The 19,110-nt window shown below is 66.3% G+C and carries 12 protein-coding genes; 8 read left to right on the plus strand and 4 right to left on the minus strand.

Going from position 1 to position 19,110, the window contains the following annotated elements:
* Window positions 1–84 precede the first annotated feature (84 nt).
* Together ACVWYO_RS01865 and ACVWYO_RS01870 are read left to right on the plus strand one after the other, a co-directional pair.
* Window positions 85–1,089 carry a DNA topoisomerase IB gene (locus tag ACVWYO_RS01865; protein ID WP_457348510.1) on the plus strand — a complete coding sequence of 335 codons (1,005 nt, stop codon included), beginning with the start codon at window positions 85–87 and terminating at the stop codon, window positions 1,087–1,089.
* A gap of 9 nt (window positions 1,090–1,098) precedes the next feature.
* Window positions 1,099–2,361 (plus strand): mechanosensitive ion channel family protein, encoded by a 1,263-nt coding sequence (locus ACVWYO_RS01870; protein ID WP_457348511.1) that lies wholly within the window; start codon window positions 1,099–1,101, stop codon window positions 2,359–2,361.
* 108 nt (window positions 2,362–2,469) lie between these two features.
* Here ACVWYO_RS01870 and putA read toward each other — a convergent pair whose 3' ends face one another.
* Window positions 2,470–5,496, minus strand: coding sequence for a bifunctional proline dehydrogenase/L-glutamate gamma-semialdehyde dehydrogenase PutA (gene putA / locus ACVWYO_RS01875; RefSeq protein WP_457348512.1), 3,027 nt, complete (start codon window positions 5,494–5,496; stop codon window positions 2,470–2,472).
* Window positions 5,497–5,622: 126 nt separating this feature from the next.
* Between putA and ACVWYO_RS01880 the strand changes: the two genes are divergently transcribed.
* The 4 genes from ACVWYO_RS01880 (at window position 5,623) to ACVWYO_RS01895 (ending at window position 8,699) form a co-directional block, all read left to right on the plus strand.
* Complete coding sequence (locus ACVWYO_RS01880) at window positions 5,623–6,057, plus strand: MaoC family dehydratase (RefSeq protein ID WP_457354831.1); 435 nt, start codon at window positions 5,623–5,625, stop codon at window positions 6,055–6,057.
* Window positions 6,058–6,187: 130 nt separating this feature from the next.
* Window positions 6,188–7,366, plus strand: a complete 1,179-nt coding sequence (locus ACVWYO_RS01885) for an acetyl-CoA C-acyltransferase (protein ID WP_457348513.1) — start codon at window positions 6,188–6,190, stop codon at window positions 7,364–7,366.
* 166 nt (window positions 7,367–7,532) lie between these two features.
* Window positions 7,533–8,114: a hypothetical protein gene (locus tag ACVWYO_RS01890; protein WP_457348514.1), complete on the plus strand. Its 582-nt coding sequence runs from the start codon at window positions 7,533–7,535 to the stop codon at window positions 8,112–8,114.
* Between the two features lie 105 nt (window positions 8,115–8,219).
* Complete coding sequence (locus ACVWYO_RS01895; RefSeq protein WP_457348515.1) at window positions 8,220–8,699, plus strand: pyridoxamine 5'-phosphate oxidase family protein; 480 nt, start codon at window positions 8,220–8,222, stop codon at window positions 8,697–8,699.
* Between the two features lie 68 nt (window positions 8,700–8,767).
* On the opposite strand, the gene ACVWYO_RS01900 is transcribed toward ACVWYO_RS01895, so the two are convergent.
* Window positions 8,768–10,000, minus strand: coding sequence for a polyhydroxyalkanoate depolymerase (locus ACVWYO_RS01900; RefSeq protein ID WP_457348516.1), 1,233 nt, complete (start codon window positions 9,998–10,000; stop codon window positions 8,768–8,770).
* A gap of 132 nt (window positions 10,001–10,132) precedes the next feature.
* Here ACVWYO_RS01900 and ACVWYO_RS01905 point away from each other — a divergent pair, with 132 nt between their 5' ends.
* Window positions 10,133–11,947 carry an ABC transporter transmembrane domain-containing protein gene (locus ACVWYO_RS01905; RefSeq protein ID WP_457348517.1) on the plus strand — a complete coding sequence of 605 codons (1,815 nt, stop codon included), beginning with the start codon at window positions 10,133–10,135 and terminating at the stop codon, window positions 11,945–11,947.
* A gap of 111 nt (window positions 11,948–12,058) precedes the next feature.
* A complete protein-coding gene (locus ACVWYO_RS01910) occupies window positions 12,059–13,213 on the plus strand; it encodes a saccharopine dehydrogenase family protein (protein WP_457348518.1) in 1,155 nt (384 codons plus the stop codon).
* Window positions 13,214–13,327: 114 nt separating this feature from the next.
* Here the strand turns inward: ACVWYO_RS01910 and ACVWYO_RS01915 are convergent, their stop codons facing one another.
* Window positions 13,328–15,739 carry an RNB domain-containing ribonuclease gene (locus ACVWYO_RS01915; protein WP_457348519.1) on the minus strand — a complete coding sequence of 804 codons (2,412 nt, stop codon included), beginning with the start codon at window positions 15,737–15,739 and terminating at the stop codon, window positions 13,328–13,330.
* A 78-nt stretch (window positions 15,740–15,817) separates the two neighbouring features.
* The gene (locus tag ACVWYO_RS01920) at window positions 15,818–18,865 is read right to left on the minus strand and encodes a TonB-dependent receptor plug domain-containing protein (protein WP_457348520.1); all 3,048 of its coding nucleotides are present in this window, start codon (window positions 18,863–18,865) and stop codon (window positions 15,818–15,820) included.
* Window positions 18,866–19,110: the final 245 nt, after the last annotated feature.

Consider the following 19,110-nt stretch of genomic DNA (forward strand, 5'->3'; position numbering starts at 1 on the left):
CGGCTGGGGTGTTCCGGCGGCTTAACCATCGGCAGGGCCAGCCCGTTCCGGAACGATGCGATGGCCCGTGCATTCCTAAAGGCCATGGCGAACATCTCTTACCACGACGACAGTGACCCTGGTATTACACGCAAGGCGATGAAGCACGGCTGGGGCTATTTCACCGTCGATGGCGCGCGCATTACAGACCGCGACGAGATCGACCGGTTGAACGCGATCGGCCTGCCCCCCGCCTATCGCGACGCCTGGTACTGCCCGAGCCCCAACGGCCATATCCAGGCGGTCGGCTGGGATGAGAAGGGCCGCAAGCAATATCGCTATCACCTCGGCTTCCGCGAAACGCAGGAGGCGGCGAAATACGAACTGTGCGCGCCGTTCGGCCATGCGCTGCCCAAGCTGCGCGCCCGCGTCGCCACCGATCTCGCCAAGCGCGGCATCGGCAAGGACACCGCCGTCGCGGCGGTCGTTCGACTGCTCGATCTTGGCAAGGTGCGGATCGGCAACGAAGGCTATGTGAAGGCCAACAAGAGTTTCGGCGCGACGACGCTGCGCAAGCGCCATGCCGCGTTGAAGGGCACGGCGTTGAAGCTGCAGTTCAAAGCCAAGTCGGGCAAGTTGCGGGTGCTGACGATCACCGACGGATCGCTCAGCCGTTTCGTCAAACGCTGCCAGGATTTGCCGGGCCAGCATCTGTTCCGCTGGATCGACAGCGCGGGCGAGGCGCATCCGGTCACCTCATCCGACGTCAACGCCTATATCCGCGAGGCGATGGGCGCCGACTTCACCGCCAAGCATTTTCGCACCTGGAGCGCGAGCGTACTCGCCTTCGAGGCACTCGCGACCGCGCCGCACGACATCAGCCTCAAGACGATGCTGCTCCCGGTCAGCGAGGCGCTTGGCAATACGCCCGCGATCGCGCGCAAGTCGTATGTCCATCCTGCCCTGCTCGCGCTCGCCAAGGACGGACAGTCCGCATTTCGCGAAACGCTCCGCCTGCCGCGCAGCACGCAGCATCTGAGCCGCGCCGAACGCGGCTTGCTCGCCTTCCTCGAACAGGGCACGGCACCGTCTCCTGCGAAAGCCGCCTGAGAAGTTTAAATGACGACCAAGAATAGCACCGCAATCCTGCCGCCGATCCGCGTCCAGGATTTCGATGAACAACTCCGCAGCCTGATCAGCACGACCTATCGCTGGGCCGCAACGCACTGGCTTCAACTGATCGTCGCCGTCGCGGTAGCCAGCGCGCTGGTGGTCGCGATGCATTTCGTCCGCCGGCTCGCGCGAAAATATTGCGCACATCCGTCATTGTCGCGTCGCTGGGGCGCGATCGTTGCGCGCGCGGTCGTCGCCACGGGCAACACTTTCATGGTGATCGCCGCCATCAAACTCGTCAGCGCGGCGAATTTCACCGACACCCCGCAAAATGTGCGCGCGACGATCAGCTTCATCTGGATCCTCGTGGCGGGCTATCAGGGTGCCATCTGGGCGCGCGAGATCATCATCGGCGCGATCGAATATCGCACCGCCGACGAGCATTATTCAGGCGAGGCGATCGGCAGTGCGATGGGGATCATCCGCATCCTCGTGGGCTTCGCCGTGTTCGCGATCGCCGCAATCGTCGTGCTCGACAATTTGGGCGTCAATGTCACCGGCCTGATCGCCGGTCTCGGCGTCGGCGGCATTGCGATCGGTCTGGCAGCACAAGGCATCTTCGCCGATCTGTTCGCAGCCCTCGCGATCATCTTCGATCGCCCGTTCCGGCGCGGCGATGCGATCAGCTATGACAAATCGTCGGGCACGGTCGAGGCAATCGGGCTCAAGTCGACGCGCATCCGCGGCGTCACCGGCGAGGAGCGGATCGTCGCCAACAAGCAATTGCTCGAGAAGGAAATCATCAACAACACGCAACGCGAATATCGCCGCGTCGTGTTCACGCTGGGGCTGGTGCAATGGACCCCGATCGAGACGCTCGAGGCGCTGCCGACGATGATCAAGGACGTGGTCGAGGCGCGCGGCATGAAGTTCGTGCGCGCGGGCTTCACCACCTTCGGCGCGAGCAGCTACGATTTCGACGTCGAATTCGATTCGCCGAGCGCAGCGTTCCAGGAATTCTACGACGCGCGCCATACCGTCGGCCTGGCGATCATCCGCTGCCTCAACGATGCGGGGATCAGCCTCGCGTATCCGACACAGACAAGTTTCACCGCCGCGCCCGACGGCGAGATGGTGTTGCCCTATGCGGCGCCCGATGCGCACCCGGCACCACCAAAGGTCGAACCGACGCCCGTTCCGGCGCACCGCCAGGGAACTGGCGCAACGCCGAGCGACTCTGCGGTGGATGACGATTCGGGGCATAGCTGACCCACCGTCACCCCGGCCTTGTGCCGGGGCCCACCGGGATGCGCGACTTGTCGTCGTAGCACGCGCGGCACGGTGGACCCCGGCACAAGGCCGGGGTGACGGAGGAGCTCAGATCCCACCTTCGTCCAGGCTCAGCAAAGTTGCATTCCCGCCAGCACTCGTGGTGTCGATCGACACCGCGCGCTCCACCACGAACCGGTGAAGGTAATGCGGCCCGCCCGCCTTTGGCCCGGTGCCCGACAGCCCCTCGCCGCCGAACGGTTGCGAGCCGACCACCGCGCCGATCATCGAGCGGTTGACGTAGAGATTGCCGACCTGCGCGAGCGCCTCGGTCTCCTCGGCGGCGCGCGCGATGCGGCTGTGCAGGCCCATCGTCAGTCCATAGCCCTTGGCGTTGACCGCCGCGATCGTCTCGGCGAGCTTGCCCGCGGGCCAGGTGGCAACGTGCAGGATCGGCCCGAACCATTCCTGCATCAGGTCTTCGATCCGGTCGAGCTGCACCAGAGTCGGCGGCACGAACAGCCCGTCGGCGGGCGCGTCGAGCGTCTTCACCACCCCGGCGCGCGCGCGATAGGCCATCAGCTTGTCGTACGCGGCCTGATCGATCACCGGGCCGACATCGGTCGCCGGATCGGCCGGATCGCCGAGCCGCAGCGTCTCCATCGCGCCTTTCAGCATCTCGATGGTCGTGCCGGCGATTTCCTCCTGCAGCAGCAGGAGCCGCAGCGCCGAGCAACGCTGCCCCGCCGAGCGGAAGGCCGAGGTGACGACGTCCGCCACGACCTGCTCGGGAAGCGCGGTCGAATCGACGATCATCGCGTTGATCCCGCCGGTCTCGGCGATCAGCGGGACGATCGGGCGGTTGTCGTCCTCAAGCAGCGACCGCGCAATTTTCCGCGCGGTGGCGGTCGAACCGGTGAACGCGACGCCCATGACGCGCGCGTCGGCAGTCAGCGCGGCCCCGACGTCTGGGCCGCCGGGGAGCAGGATCAGCGCGTCCGCGGGCACGCCGGCTTCATGCGCCAGTTCAACCGCGCGTGCGGCGATGCGCGGCGTCTGCGGCGCGGGCTTGGCGACGACACTGTTGCCCGCGACGAGCGCGGCGACGGTCTGGCCGAGGAAGATCGCGAGCGGGAAATTCCACGGCGCGATCGTCGCCCACACCCCGCGCCCGTCGAAGCGCAGCACGTTGCGCTCGCCAGTCGGCCCGGGGAGTTCGACCGGCTGGAGCCCGTCACGCGCCTGTTGCGCATAGTAACGGCAGAAATCGACGGCCTCGCGGACCTCGCCGAGCGCGTCGGGGATGGTCTTGAAGGCTTCCTGGACGCAGATCGCCATCAGGTCGTCGCGGTGCTGCTCGAGCAGATCGGCGAGGCGATCGAGGCAGGCGGCACGCTGGGTGACCGGGGTGGCGGACCAGGCGGGGAACGCGGCGTGGGCGCGCGCAACCGCATCTCCCCTCCCGCTTGCGGGAGGGGTTGGGGGAGGGAAGTGCGCAACGGTCGAGGTCGCGCCTGAGGCACGCCCCTCCCCTAGCCCCTCCCGCAGGCGGGAGGGGGATTCGACTGCCGCGACCGTCTCGCGCAGCACCACCCGATCCGCGAGGTCGAGCCCAGCGCTGTTGCGCCGCCCCGCCCCGAACAGATCGACCGGCAACGGAATGCTCGGATGCCGCGCACCACCGACCGCGGCGATCTTCGCCACCGGGTCGGCGAGGATCTCCGCCTCGGTCAGCCGCTCATCGGCCAACTGATGCACGAACGACGAATTCGCCCCATTCTCCAGCAAACGCCGCACCAGATACGCCAGCAGATCGCGATGCCCACCGACCGGCGCATAGACCCGGCAGTGATAGCCATTCTCGCGCACCAGCCGCTCGTACAGCCCGTCGCCCATGCCGTGCAGCCGCTGGAACTCGAAGTCGCGGCTGTTGCCCGCCCATTCCATGATCGTCGCGACCGTCAGCGCATTGTGGCTCGCGAAAGCCGGACGGATATTCGGCGCATCGAGCATGTCGCGCGCGACGGCGAGATACGACACGTCGGTCGCCGCCTTGCGCGTGAACAAGGGATAGTCCGCCAGCCCCTCGACCTGCGTGCGCTTGATCTCGCTGTCCCAATAGGCGCCCTTGACCAACCGCACGTTCATGATCCGATCGAACGCGCCCGCCCACGCGACAACCGGCCGCGCGCGCTTGCCGTACGCCTGCACCGCCATGCCGAACCCGTCCCAGCCCTTGAGGCTCGGCAGTGCGGCGACGGTGCCGATGATGTCGAGGCTCATCTCGAGCCGCTCGCTCTCCTCGGCATCGACCGTCAGCGCGATGCCCTTGCTCGCCGCCTGCACCGCGAGCGCCTCGAGCATCTCGGTCAGCGCCGGCACGCACTCGTCCCAGCGCGACACTTCGTAGCGCGGGTGCAGCGCCGACAGCTTGACCGAGATCGAATGCCCCGCCGCCGGATCGCGCCCGACCGCGTCGACCGCGTCGGTATAGGCGCGGAAATAGCGCTGCGCGTCGTCGTGCGTCCGCGCCGCCTCGCCGAGCATGTCGAAGCTCGCGGTGAAGCCCTTATTCTCGGGCTTGCGCATCCGCTTCATCGCCTCGTCGATCGTGCGGCCCATGACGAAGATCTCGCCCATCATCCGCATCGCCGCGCCGACCGCCTGCCGCACGAACGGCTCGCCCGCGCGACTGATGAGACGCCGCAGCGAACTCTGCGTCTGCCCGTCGCCAACCAGCGCACGGCCGACCACCAGGCCCCAGGTCGCCGAATTGACGAGCGTCGAGTTCGACTTGCCCGTGTGCGCGCGCCAATCGGCATCACCGAGCTTGTCGGCGATCAGCAGATCGGCGGTCTCGGGATCGGGCACGCGCAGGAACGCCTCGGCCAGCGACAGCAACGCCACGCCCTCGGACGAATTGAGCCGATATTCTAGCAGAAACTGGTTCACCCACCCCTTGCCCTGCGCCGCACGCAGGTCGGCAAGCAGCCCGAGCGCATGCCCCATCACCCGCTCGCGCGAATCGGGCGTGAGCGCTGCACGGTCCAGAAGCGACTTTAGAACATCGGGTTCGCTCGCCCGGTGCAAAGCGCCCATGGATTTGCGGGCAGTGGACGCTACGTCAAAGGTCATGTTCCGGTTTCCGGTCAGGGTGAGACTTGCGCGGGGCGTGCGTGAGTGCCATTTGCCTGCGCGGCGTCGCCTATGCGACGAATTTGCTTTCAGGGGAATGCCGTGACGACCGTTACAGCTCAGGAAATGACCGGCCGGATCGGCACCGAACAGGTGTCCGACTGGGTCGAGATCAGCCAGGAGATGATCGACAAATTCGCAGATGCGACGGGCGATCATCAGTTCATCCACGTCAACCCGGCAATGGCGGCGATGACGCCGTTCGGCGGGACGATCGCGCATGGCTTCCTCACGCTGTCACTGATGCCGTTGCTGTCGTCGAAGATCATCGATCCGGTGACGATCGACGGCGTGAAGATGGGGATCAATTACGGCGGCAACAAAGTCCGCTTCCTTCAGCCGGTCCGCTCGGGCAAGCGCGTGCGCGGGCGTTTCAAGCTGCTGAGCTTCGAGGAGAAGCGCCCCGGCCAGTGGCAGCAGACCAACGAATTCACGGTCGAGATCGAAGGCGAGGAAAAGCCCGCGATGATCGCCGAATGGATGTCGCAGATTTTCGTTTGATTTTAGATCCCCCTCCCGCTTGCGGGAGGGGTTAGGGGAGGGCAGTTCCGAACGCTGCGCTTTCCTTGAACTCCCCTCCCCCAGCCCCTCCCGCAAGCGGGAGGGGGGAAGAAGCAGAAGGAAGAAACCCATGCGTTCCGCCGTCATCGTCTCCACCGCCCGCACCCCGATCGGCCGCGCTTACCGCGGCGCGTTCAACAACACCCCCGCCCCGACGCTCGCGGCGCATTCGATCCGCGCGGCGGTCGAGCGCGCCGGCATCGACGGCGGCATGGTCGACGACGTCGTGTTCGGCTCGGCGCTGCAGCAGGGTCATCAGGCCGGCAACATCGCGCGCACCTCGCTGCTGCGCGCAGGGCTCCCCGTCACCGTTCCCGGCATGTCGGTCGACCGCCAGTGCGCCTCGGGCCTGATGGCGATCGCCACCGCCGCCAAGCAGATCATCATCGACCAGATGGACATCACCATCGGTGGCGGCGTCGAGAGCATCAGCCTCGTCCAGACCCCGCAGATGCGCGTCGCCGCCGATCCCGAGCTGATCGCGATGCACAAGGACGTCTACATGCCGATGCTCGGCACCGCCGAGACCGTCGCCAAGCGCTACAATATCAGCCGTGAAGTCTGCGACGAATATGCACTCGAGTCGCAGCGCCGCACCGCCGCCGCGCAGGCCGCGGGCTATCTCGACGCCGAGATCGTGCCGACGACCGCCACTATGGCGATCACCAACAAGGAAACCAAGGAAGTCACCTACAAGGAGGTGACGCTGTCGAAGGACGAGGGCAACCGTCCCGAGACGACGCTCGAGGGCCTGCAGGCGCTCCAGCCGGTGATGGGCCCGGGCATGAACGTGACGGCGGGCAACGCTTCGCAGCTGTCGGACGGCTCGTCGGCATCGGTGCTGATGGAAGAGAAGCTCGCCGAACAGCGCGGCCTTCAGCCGCTCGGCCGCTACGTCGGCATGGCGGTTGCCGGCACCGAGCCCGACGAAATGGGCATCGGCCCGGTCTTCGCGATCCCCAAGCTGCTCGAGCGCTTCAATCTCAAGATGGACGATATCGGGCTGTGGGAGCTCAACGAGGCGTTCGCGGTGCAGGTGCTCTATTGCCGTGACAAGCTCGGTATCCCGAACGAGTTGCTCAACGTCTCGGGCGGCGCGATCTCGATCGGCCACCCCTATGGCATGACCGGCGCACGCGCGACCGGCCACGCGCTGATCGAAGGCAAGCGTCGCGGCGCGAAATATGTCGTCGTGACGATGTGCATCGGCGGCGGCCAGGGTGCTGCCGGGCTGTTCGAGGTCCTCTGAGCCTGATTGCTACCCGGGAGGCCCTGCGCCTCCGTTTCGAGCCCCGGTCGCTACGGCGTACCGGGGCTCGTTTCGTTTCGGGCCGGCGCGCCCTGCGGCTCCAAAAAATATTGCTAAAGCTTTGCGTGCCGCTGCCGTTGTTCCCAAGGAAAAGGGAGTCGCGCGCATGAGCATCGGTGGCATAAGTTCGATCAGTCCGCTGTTCTCGCAACTGCAGGCGCAAGGGCTGTCGAAGGACAAGTCCAAGCTCGTCGCCGACGATGTAGCAGCGGCCACCGCGCAAAGCGCGGCGGGCAGCAGCGCGGGCGCCGCCAAGATCACCCCCGAGGTGCGCGCCGCGATCGACACCAAGATTTCCGCCGATGTCCTCTCTGGCAAGCTGTCCAAGTCGGATGCTACCGCGGTCAAGGCGGTGCTCGACAAGGCCGACGGCCAAGCCCCACCGGCCGCGTCGGGCTCGACCGATGACGCCGCCCCCGCCGCTGCGGAAGAGACCGGCGGCGCAAAAGCGGGCGGCGGTGCCGGTGGCGAGTCGAAAAAGACCGAGTTGTCCGAATCGATCGTCGTTGCCGGATCGACCAAGACGACCACGATCACCTATACCGACAATACCACCGAGACGACCACGAAGACGGCCAGCCAATCCGACATCGTGCGCTACAGCAAGCCCGGCCCCGGCCCATCGGAAGCGGTGAAGGAGTACAGCCCCGCGATCGAACCCGGCCTGATCGTCGATCAGCTGGCCTGATCGGCGTCAGGATCCCGCGGCGCCGCCACGATCATCGTCGCGGCGCCGCAACCAACCGCTCTCATCGTCGTTTCTCTCCCGAACCATCCTTCAGGAGAGACCAGCATGGCCGACACGCACGAGATCACCCAGACGCTCTGGAAGAAAATGGCCGACAGCCCGTTCCTGATGGTCGGTCTGGCCGACGGCTCGTCGCACAGCGAACCGCTGACCGCGCAGCTCGACAAGGACCTGGTCGACACGCTCTTCTTCTTCGTCGGCAAGGACAATCGCTTGATCGGTGGCGGCAAGGTGATGGCGCAGTTCGTCTCCAAGGGGCACGATTTCTTCGCATGCATCGCCGGCACGATCGCGCAGGACAATGACCGCGCGATGATCGATAAGCTCTGGAACAAGCAGGTCGAGGCCTGGTTTCCCAAAGGCAAGGAAGACCCCAACCTCGCGCTGCTGCGCCTGAAGATCGACAATGCCGAGCTGTGGGAAACCGACCTCTCGCTGTCGGGTCGCCTCAAGATGCTCGTCGGCGGCACGATCACGCCCAGTGAGAATGGCAGCCACGCTGTCGTCGACACGACTGCTGCCTGAGGAAACAGTTCGGCCCTGCCTTCGCTGAAGGCAGGGCCGAACCACTATCTGCGATGAAGCGCGCGGCGTCAGCCGTGCGCTTTCATCCATTCCTCGACGACCGGTGCGACCTTATTGCGCCACTTCGAGCCGTTGAAGATGCCGTAATGCCCGGCACCCTCGGCCATGTAATAGCGCTTCTTCGCGTCAGGCAGGTTGGTCGCGATCGTCAACGCCGCCTTGGTCTGGCCCAGCCCCGAAATATCGTCCTTCTCGCCCTCGATCGCCAGGATTGCGATGTCGGTGATCGCGCCCGGATCGACGACGCGGCCGCGGTGCGTCATCGTGCCCTTGGGCAGCGCATGATCCTGGAAGACGACATCGATCGTCTGCAGATAGAATTCGGCGGTCATGTCGCAGACCGAGCGATATTCCTCGTAGAACGCCTTGGTCGAGTCGGCCTGGAGATCCTCGCCCTGGACGAGATGTTTGAACAGCTCGTAATGCGACATCATGTGGTTGCCGAGGTTCATCGACATGAAGCCGGCAAGCTGCAGGAAGCCCGGATAGACGCGGCGCCCGGCACCCGGAAAATTACCCGGGATCGTCGCGATGACGTTCTGGCTGAACCAGCTGTGCGGCCGCTCGGTCGCCAGCGTGTTGACCGCGGTCGGCGCCTCGCGCGTGTCGACCGGCCCGCCCATCATCGTCAGCGTCTTGGGGCGGCACGGATTCTTGTCGGCGCTCATCACGCAGGCAGCGGCGTAGCACGGCACCGACGGCTGGCAGACCGCGAGAATGTGCGTGCCCCCCTGCCCGTCGTTCGGCCCGATCGCCTCGAGGAATTCGATCAGATAATCGACGTAATCGTCGAGATCGAACTTGCCGTCGCTCAACGGGACGAGCTTCGCGTCGCGCCAATCCGTAATGTAGACGTCGGCAACGGGCAGCATCCGCTCGACCGTGCCGCGCAGCAGCGTCGCATAGTGTCCCGACATCGGCGCGACGATCAGCAGCTTGGGGCCGCCCTCGACGCCGACACGGCGGAAGCGCTTGAGTTGCCCGAAGGATTTGCGCAGTACCACGTCTTCGACAATCGCCACCTCGGCGCCATCGATCGTCGTGCTGTCGAGCCCGAACGCCGGCTTGCCGCGCGGCGCCGCGGCATGCGCGAACACTTCGAGCGCCGAGCCGAGCACGGCACCGCCGCCGAAATAGGCGAACGGATTGGCGGGATTGCTCAGCAGTCCGGCACTGAAATCGGCCATGGCGCTGGCGCCTGCCAGCATCGACTTCTGCATTTCGTAAGCGTTGTAAAGCATACCGGACTTTCTAGCAGACAATCATCAATGTCAAAATACTGTTTATGCTGCGCTGCGGCAAACAGCAATGCCGGGTTTGCGGCAATTCCGTAGCGGATTGAGGCAGGGTCTGGCGCCTGCTACGCACCCCACATGGTCGAAACACAACCCGCCGCCGTCCCGATCGATCCTCCCGTCGCGCCGCCCCGACCAAGCGGGCGAAAGCTCGCCAGCCTTGCGATGGTGTGGCGCTACACCTCGCACTATCCACTCCAGCTGACGATCGCGCTGGTGGCCTTGTTCGTCACGTCGACGACGACGCTGGCGACCTCCTGGAGCATCAAGTCGGTGATCGACCGCGGCTTCACCCACGGCGCCGGCGACATCGCGCATATCGACCATGTCTTCTATGATCTGCTCGGCCTCGTCGTCGTCCTCGCCATCGCGACTGCGATCCGCTTCTACTTCGTGTCGTGGCTCGGCGAACGCACCGTCGCCGATATCCGCATCGCGGTGCAGGCCAACCTGTTGCAGCTCGCGCCGCGCTGGTTCGAGGAGAACCGCCCGTCCGAAGTCGCCTCGCGGCTGACCTCGGACACCGCGCTGATCGAAGGCGCGGTCGGCACGACGGTGTCGGTCGCCTTGCGCAACGGGCTGACCGGGATCGGCGGCGTGATCCTGCTGTTCGTCTTCGCGCCGAAAATGGCCTTGTCGATCGTGATCGGTGTGCCGTTGATCATCCTGCCGATCATGCTGCTCGGCCGCCGCGTGCGCAGCCAGTCGCGCGCGAGCCAGGACCGCATCGCCGATATCGGGTCGATGGCGGTCGAGACCTTCACCGCGATGAAGATCGTCCAGGCATTCGGCCAGGAAGCGCGTGAGGCGAAGCGCTTCGGCGATGCCGTTGATCGCAGCCTCGATGCCGCCAAGCGGCGCATCGCGACGCGCGCGATCATGACCGCGCTGGTGATGGGGCTGTTGTTCGGCGCGGTGACGCTGCTGATGTGGTCGACTGTCGGCGATGTCGCCGCCGGGCGGCTGTCGGCGGGGTCGCTCGCCGGCTTCCTCGTCACCGCGACGCTGGTGACGGGCTCGTTCGGCTCGCTGACCGAAGTCTATGGCGACCTGCTGCGCGCCTCGGGCGCCGCCGAGCGCCTGTCCGAGCTGCTCGCCGAAGTCCCCGAGATCCGCGCGCCCGCGCAGCCGACGACGCTTCCCGTGCCCGCGCGCGGCACGCTCGAATTCGACCATGTCGAGTTCCGCTATCCGACGCGGCGCGACGTCGCGGCACTGCATGATTTCTCGCTGTCGGTCAGCCCCGGCGAAACCGTCGCGATCGTCGGGCCGTCGGGCGCGGGCAAGACCACCTTGTTCCAGCTGATCCAGCGCTTTTACGATCCCGAAGCGGGCAGCGTGCGGATCGACGGCGTCGACTTGCGCAACGCCGACCCGGCCGAAGTGCGCGCGCGAATTGCGATGGTGCCGCAGGAGACCGTGATCTTCGGCGCGTCGGCGCGCGACAATCTGCGCTACGGCCGCTGGGACGCGCCCGACGACGCGCTCTGGGCCGCCGCCGAGGCCGCCAATGCCGCCGAGTTCCTCCACGAGCTCCCCGAGGGGCTCGACACCTTCCTCGGCGAGGGCGGCGCACGGCTGTCGGGCGGCCAGCGCCAGCGTGTCGCGATCGCACGCGCGCTGCTGCGCGATGCGCCGATCCTGCTGCTCGACGAAGCGACCAGCGCGCTCGACGCCGAAAGCGAACGACTCGTCCAGGAAGCGCTCGAGCGCTTGATGGCCGAGCGCACGACGCTCGTCATCGCGCATCGTCTCGCCACGGTGCGCGCAGCCGAGCGGATCATCGTGATGCGCGAGGGGCGGATCGTAGAACAAGGCAGCCACGCCTCGCTGATCGGCGAGAGCGGCCTGTATGCGCGGCTGGCCAGTCTGCAGTTCAGCGAAGCCGCCTGATCTCAGCCTCCCCTCCGGCTTGCGGGAGAAGCTGGGGGAGGGCATGATCCTGCCAACCGCGCGGATGGACGGGCCCTCCCCGTCCCACCGCCAAGCGGATGGGGGAGAGATATGCGCGACTTCGACATCATCGTTTATGGCGCCACCGGCTTTACCGGCCGGCTCGTCGCCGAATATCTGACCCAGATCGGTGCGCAGCGCTGGGCCATGGCCGGTCGGTCGCTATCCAAGCTGCAGGAGGTGCGCGACCTGATCGGCGCAGCCGCCGACACCCCGCTCGTCACCGCCAATTCGGATGACCCCGCCAGCCTGCGAAGCTTGTGCGAACGCACCAAGGTCGTGCTCACCACGGTCGGTCCGTACCAGCTCTACGGCAACGACCTAGTCGCCGCCTGTGCCGAGACCGGCACCGCTTATGTCGACCTGTGCGGCGAGCCCGCCTGGATGCGCCACATGATCGACGCGCATCACGAAACCGCCAGGCGCACCGGCGCGCGCATCGTCTTCTCGTGTGGGTTCGATTCGATCCCGTTCGACCTCGGTGTGCTCGCGCTGCAGGACGCCGCCAAGGCCAAGTTCGGGCATCCCATGCCGCGCGTTAAGGGCCGTGTTCGGAAGATGCAGGGCGGCGCGTCGGGCGGCACCGTGGCGAGCCTCAAGGCGACGCTCGCCGCCGCTGCCAAGCAGCCCTCGATCCTCGGCCTGCTGGTCAATCCGTTCGCGCTCACCCCCGGTTTCGAGGGGCCAGCGCAGCCCAAGGGTCTGCTCCCCGAATATGACCGTGCGATCGAGGCATGGGTCGCGCCGTTCATCATGGCGCCGATCAACACCAAGAACGTCCACCGCACCAACTTCCTGCTCGGCGAGGCGTACGGCGCCGACTTCGTCTATGACGAGATGATGGTCGCGCCGGGGATCGGCGAGATGAGCAAGGCCGCCGCAGAGGCGATCGCGCGGATGAACCCGCTCGCCAGCGACAAGGGCCCCAAGCCCGGCGAAGGCCCCTCGCCCGAGGAACGCGACGCAGGCTTCTACGACCTGCTCTTCATCGGCGAAGGCGCGAATGGCGAGCGGATCGACTGCGTCGTCACCGGCGACAAGGATCCGGGCTATGGCTCGACGAGCAAGATGATCGCCGAAACCGCTTTGTGCCTGGTCGAGGATGTCGCGGGTGAAGGCGGTATCTGGACCCCGGGCGCGCTGATGGGAAAGGTGCTCGCCGACCGCTTGCAGGCGAAAGCGGGGCTGACTTTCCGCGCCGGATGAGCTCGCGCCGTCGCCCCGGCGCAGGCCGGGGCCGCTCGGTTGCGCGCGCGGCCGGGAGCGCGCGTCATCGGGCCGGCCCCGACCTCCGCCGGGGCGACGATGGGCGGTCGGCCTTTACCGCTTCTTCCCCTGATGCCGGATGTTCGTCGGCCGCCCGCGATGCTTGATCACACGCTTCGGGCGTCGGTCGTCGCTTTCGACTCGAGCCCCCCTGCCCTCGACCATCTCGAAGCGTAGCGCCCCCGATACCGGGTTCGCTTCGGCCAGCCGCAACTGAAGCTTCTGCCCGCTGGCATAGACCGTCCCGCTCTGGTCGCCGATCAATGTGCGCGAGGCTTCGTCGAAGCGGAAATATTCCCCCCCGATATCGCGCACCGGCATCAGCCCGTCGCCGCCAATCCCCTCGACCGTCGCGAAGAAGCCGAAATTGGTGACGCCGGTGATCCGCGTCTCGAGCACCTCGCCGACCTTCTCCGACAGATACGCCGCGACATAGCGGTCGATCGTGTCGCGCTCAGCCTCCATCGCGCGGCGTTCGAGCATCGAGATGCTCTCGCCGATCTTCTCCATCGCCGCGGCTTCGCCCTCGGTCAACCCGCCGGGCCCCAGATCATACGCCGCCGCCAGCGCGCGGTGGACGAGCAGATCGGCATAGCGCCGGATCGGCGAGGTGAAGTGGCCGTAACTGCCGAGCGCGAGCCCGAAATGCCCCATATTGGCGGGGCTGTAATAGGCCTGCGTCTGCGTGCGCAGCACCTGCTCCATGATCTGCGGGCGTTCGTCGCGATCGATCACCTTGTCGAGGATGTGATTGAAGGTGCGCGGCTGGACGACCTGGCCGAGCGCGAACTCGATCCCGAAGGTCTTGAGATAGTCCTTCAACGCGACCAGCTTCTCGCGGCCGGGCTGCTCGTGGACGCGGTACATGACGGGCGCCTTCTTCGCCTCGAGCGCCTTGGCGGCGGCGACGTTGGCGGCGATCATGTAATCCTCGATCAATTTGTGCGCATCGAGCCGCTCGCGCGGCGCGACCGAGAGGATGCGGCCCTTCTCGTCGAGCATCACGCGGCGTTCGGGGAGATCGAGATCGAGCGGCGCGCGCGCGGTGCGCGCCTTGTTGAGCGCATGCCAGCAGGACCAGAGCGGGAGGAGGGCGTGGAGGATTGCGCTGCCCGAATCCCCCTCCCGCGTGCGGGAGGGGTTAGGGGAGGGGCGTGCCTCCATCGCGTCGTCGTCCGTCGCGTGGACAGGCCCTCCCCCAGCCCAGTTCGGGGTCGGATGTGCCCCCGGCACATCCTCGACAGCGCGGGGCGCTGTCGACCCCGAACTCGCGAGCGGGAGGGGAGCAGAAGGAGCAGAAGTAGCGTGATGCGCATCCACCATCGCCTGCGCCTCTTCATACGCCAAATTCGCCGCAATCCGCACCACCGCACGCGTGAACCGCCACGACTTCAGCGTTCCATCCTTGCCGATCCGCAAATGGCACGCCAACGCCGCCCGATCGACGCCTTCCTTCAGCGAACACATCTCCGCCGACAGACTCTCGGGCAACATCGGCACGACGCGATCGGGGAAATACACGCTGTTCCCGCGCCGCCGCGCTTCGCGATCAAGGCTCGACCCCGGCCGCACGTAGAACGACACATCGGCGATCGCGACGATCGCCTTCCAGCCGCCATCATTGGCGGGATCGTCATCGAGGGCCGCCCACACCGCATCGTCATGATCGCGCGCATCGGCCGGATCGATCGCGACGATCGGCAAATGGCGCAGATCCTCGCGCTTCTCGCCGAGCGGCTGCGCGGCAACGCGAACCGCCTCGTCGAGCGTCTCGGACGAGAACACATCGGGAATGCCGAGCTTGTGGATCGCGATCAGCGAGAAGCTACGCGGCGCGAACGGATCGCCGAGCACCTGCGTCACGCGCACCGTTATCCGCGGCGGCCGTCCCGCCATCTCGGCGAGCACCAGATCGCCGACCTGCGCCTCGCCCGCATCGGACACCTGGAACTCGCGCCGCTCCTTCTTCTCGACGCCTTGCAGCCACAGCGCCTTGCCCTCCTGGCGCAGCACGCCGAGCACGAGCTCCTCGCCCTTGGGCAAGGTCTTCATCGGATGCGCGATCCACCCCTGCCCGGCTTCCTCGGTCCGCGCGAGCACGCGGTCGCCGACGCCGAGCGCGCCGTTCTTCTTCTCGCGCACGCGCAGTTTTGGCGCGGGCGTCGTCGCTTCCCAGCGCTCGGGCACCGCCCAGACATTGCCGCTGTCGTCGACATCGACGATCCGCAGCACGGTCACCTTGGGCACGCCGCCCATCTTGTGGAAGGCGCGGCCGGGGGCGCTGTCGATCAGCCTTTCATCCGCCATGTCCTTCAACAGCGCCTTGAGCAGGATCTTGTCCTGCGCGGTCAGCCCGAAGGCACGCGCGATCTCGCGTTTGCCCGCAGGTACGTCGCTTTCGGCGATGAAGGCGAGGATCTGGTCGCGCGTGGGCAGACCGGGGCTGCGCTTGATTGGCTTGGGCATCGGAGCAGCGATACGCGAGCACGACGCAAACGGCAAAGGGCGCGCCATCCACTGCGGATGCCGCGCCCGTGCCGGCGCTCAGAACTTCTGCGAAATGCCAACCTTCGCGGTGAATCCGAGCGGGCTCGCGGTGAACGGATCGTAATTCTGATCGAGCCGTGCAAACGGCGGCGCCTTGTTGAAGATGTTGAGCGCCGACAGCGTCAGCGTCGACCCCGTCCCGCGCAGCACCAGCCGATAGGTCGCATCGAAGGTGGTGAACGGCTTGATATTTTTGCCCGCCGTTACCGAAGCGCCCGCCAGCGCGCCGGTATTCGCCCCGAAGATCGCGGCGCCGCGCTGATCGGTATAGCCGTCGATATAGTTGTACTGGACGCGCAGGCTGTGCCCACCGACGGCGCCCTGGACATAGGCGGTACCCTTGATCTGCGGGATCGGATAGGCGGTGGTCTGGTAATTGAGCAGCCCCACGCCATCGAACGCCGGCTGGACGACGATGCCTTCGACCGTGATGTCCCTGGTCTTGTATTCGATCACGTAAGTGCCGCTGCCGCCGAATTCGAGATTCGCGGCACCGAGCCCGAAGCGATACGCCGCCTGCAGATCGAGCCCCGAGGTGGTGACGTTGGCGCTGTTGATCGTCTGCGTCCGCAGCCGCTGGACATTGGCGATGCCGCAGCCCGAGCCGGTGAAGGTGAAACGCGCCTGAAGCGCCGCATAGGCCGCATTGCCGCAATTGGCGGTACCGCTCGCGCCGAACAGCGCGTTGACCATCCCCTGGATCGGCTCGCCCTCGATCGGCCCCTTCAATTTGTAGCGGTAATAATCGAGGCTCGCGCTGAAGCCGCCGCTGTGGAGCAGGATGCCCGCGCTATAGGTCGTCGCCTTTTCGGGCGAGAGGTTGGGGTTGCCGTTGATATCGACCGCGCGAAACGACGTGCCGATGATCTGCAGCGCGGTCAGATTGCCCGACAATTGCTGCGCGGGCGGCCCGCGAAAGGTCGTCCCAGCCCCGCCGCGCAGCGCCAGCCAGTCGGTCACCTGCAGCCGGATGCGCCCCTGCGGGTTGAAGGTCGAGCCGACCCGCCCGCCATAATCCTCGTACCGCGCCGCGAGTTGCACATTGAGCCGGTCGAACACGGGCAGCTGCAATTCGGCGAACACCGCCTTGATATCGTTGCTCGTCTTCAGATTGGCGTTGGTACCGAGGAAACCGAGCGCGCCGGTCTGCTGCGTACAGGTCGCCGCCGGATTGAGCGGCGAGCCCGGGCACGGATTGACCGCGATGTTGCTGTCGTTGTTGTAGAGCACCGAATAGTCGTTCTTGCGATACTGCGCGCCGACCGCGAAGCTGAGGTCGCCGCCCGGCAGTCGCAGTCCGGTCTTGCCGCTCAGCACCAGATCGCCGACCAGCAGCCGCGTGTCGTAGCGCGTGTTGGTGGTGCGGAAGAAATTGTCGAACGTCGCCAGATCGTTGATCAACCCGGCACCGGGGGTGAGGTTGTAGCCCGCCGGGTTGCGCGTGCCGGCATAATTGGGGTTCGCCGTCCCGCTCACCCCGTTCGCGGCGACCGCGGTCGAGAAGGGGTTGAAGAAGGTGCAGCCATTGGTCCCGGCAAGCGCGGCGAGTTGCGCCGAAGTCAGCCCGGCGCGCGACTGCGGCGTCGCATAGGCGCAATTCGCGCCGCCAAAGCCCGCCAGCGCGTTCTGCAGCAGGTCGCCGAAGGTGTCGGTCCCCTCGCTCTCGCGATAATATTCGGAATAGGTGAAGCTGCCGGTCAGATTGAGATCGGGCGTCACGTCGTACGAGAGATCGGCGGTGAAGCGCATCTCGTCGGAGACGCGCTTGCTATAGGCCGATCCGCGATCGTCGCCATTGTGATTGAGGAACAGCGGATTGCCGCCGAGCAAGGCCGGGCGGAACAGCACCGGGAAGGCGATCGCCGGCGCGAGCGGGACGCCGCCTGCGGTGATGCAGCCCGACGCCGCACCGTATAACGAGCAATAATCGCGCAGCGCCGGGGCATAGGTCGGGATGACGAACAGCCCCGCGCCGCCGCTCGCCGCGTTCACCGAGGGCGGCAGGGTCGGCAGATAGGTCGGCGACGTGGTGATCCGCGTCGAGCTGTTGCCATAGAGCGCGCTGGCCGAGAATTTGAGTGTGTCGGTCAGCTGGATCGATGTCTCGACATAGGCCTGGATCCGATCTTCGGGCTCGACGAGATTGCCGAACTGGCCGTAATTGTTGAAGCAGCGGTCGGTCGTCGATCCGGCCTGGCTGCGGAAGCCGCCGAGCGCCTCGCACCCGAGATCGCGGACGAAATTGGCCGAGCCGGCAAAGCCGAAATTGCCCGGATTGCCGCCCCCGGTATAGCCGCCCTGCGGGTTGTTGGCATAGGGCTGGACGGTGAAATCGCGATCGGTCGTGCGCAGTTCGGAACGGTGCTGATAGCCGACCGAGGCGAGGAAATGCAGTGCCCCGCCATTATGGCCGAAGCTCAGATTGGCGGTGTAGTCGCCCGTCGACCCGCGAATATAGCGATAATCCCCCGAGGCGAGGAAGCCCTTCTGATCGGTCCGCGTGATGAAATTGACGACGCCCGCGATCGCATCGGAGCCATAGGTCGCCGCCGCGCCCTCCTTGAGCACTTCGACGCGACCGATCGCGCCCGAGGGGATCAGGTTGATATCGACGATCGGGATGCCGCCGCCGATCGGCACCAGCCGCTTGCCGTTGAGCAGCACGAGCGTGCGCTGCGGGCCGAGCCCGCGCAGGTTGACCGAGGCGACGCCTTCATTGCCCTGGCTGCGACTGTCGAACTGGTTGGCATCGCCGATCACCCCGCTCGAGGTCGGCAGGTTCTTGAGCAGGTCGACCGCGCTCGGCGTACCCTGTTTCGACAGCTCTTCGCTCGAAATGACATCGACCGGGATAGCGGCATCCTCGGGCGTGCCGCGGATCAGCGATCCGGTGACGACGATGTCGGGGCCGGTGAGATCCTCGACCGGCCCACTCGGTCGCGGCGGCGGTGGCGGAGTGGCCCCGATCTGCGCTGCGGCTGGCCATGCCAGGCCGACCGACAGCGCGAAAATGGCGCACGACGTCACATGCCGCGAACGAGGCATCGCATCTCTCCCCTAATGGGTCAGAGCACTGAACGGCTCCGTACCCGAAGCTCGAATTGACTCCGAAACGGCCCTAATGTCAAGCCAGATATGGGGTCGGATTGCCGAGTTTTCCTATAGGGAACGTCCCCTAAGCGATTTCGCTAGGTCGATGACGGGCAGGACCGATCCTCGAAACACACGCATGCACGGCGTGCGCTCCGCTCGAAATGCCGCGCATGGCAAAAGCGCGGCGCCGCTTCCCT

The sequence above is a fragment of the Sphingomonas sp. UYP23 genome (assembly GCF_054059235.1).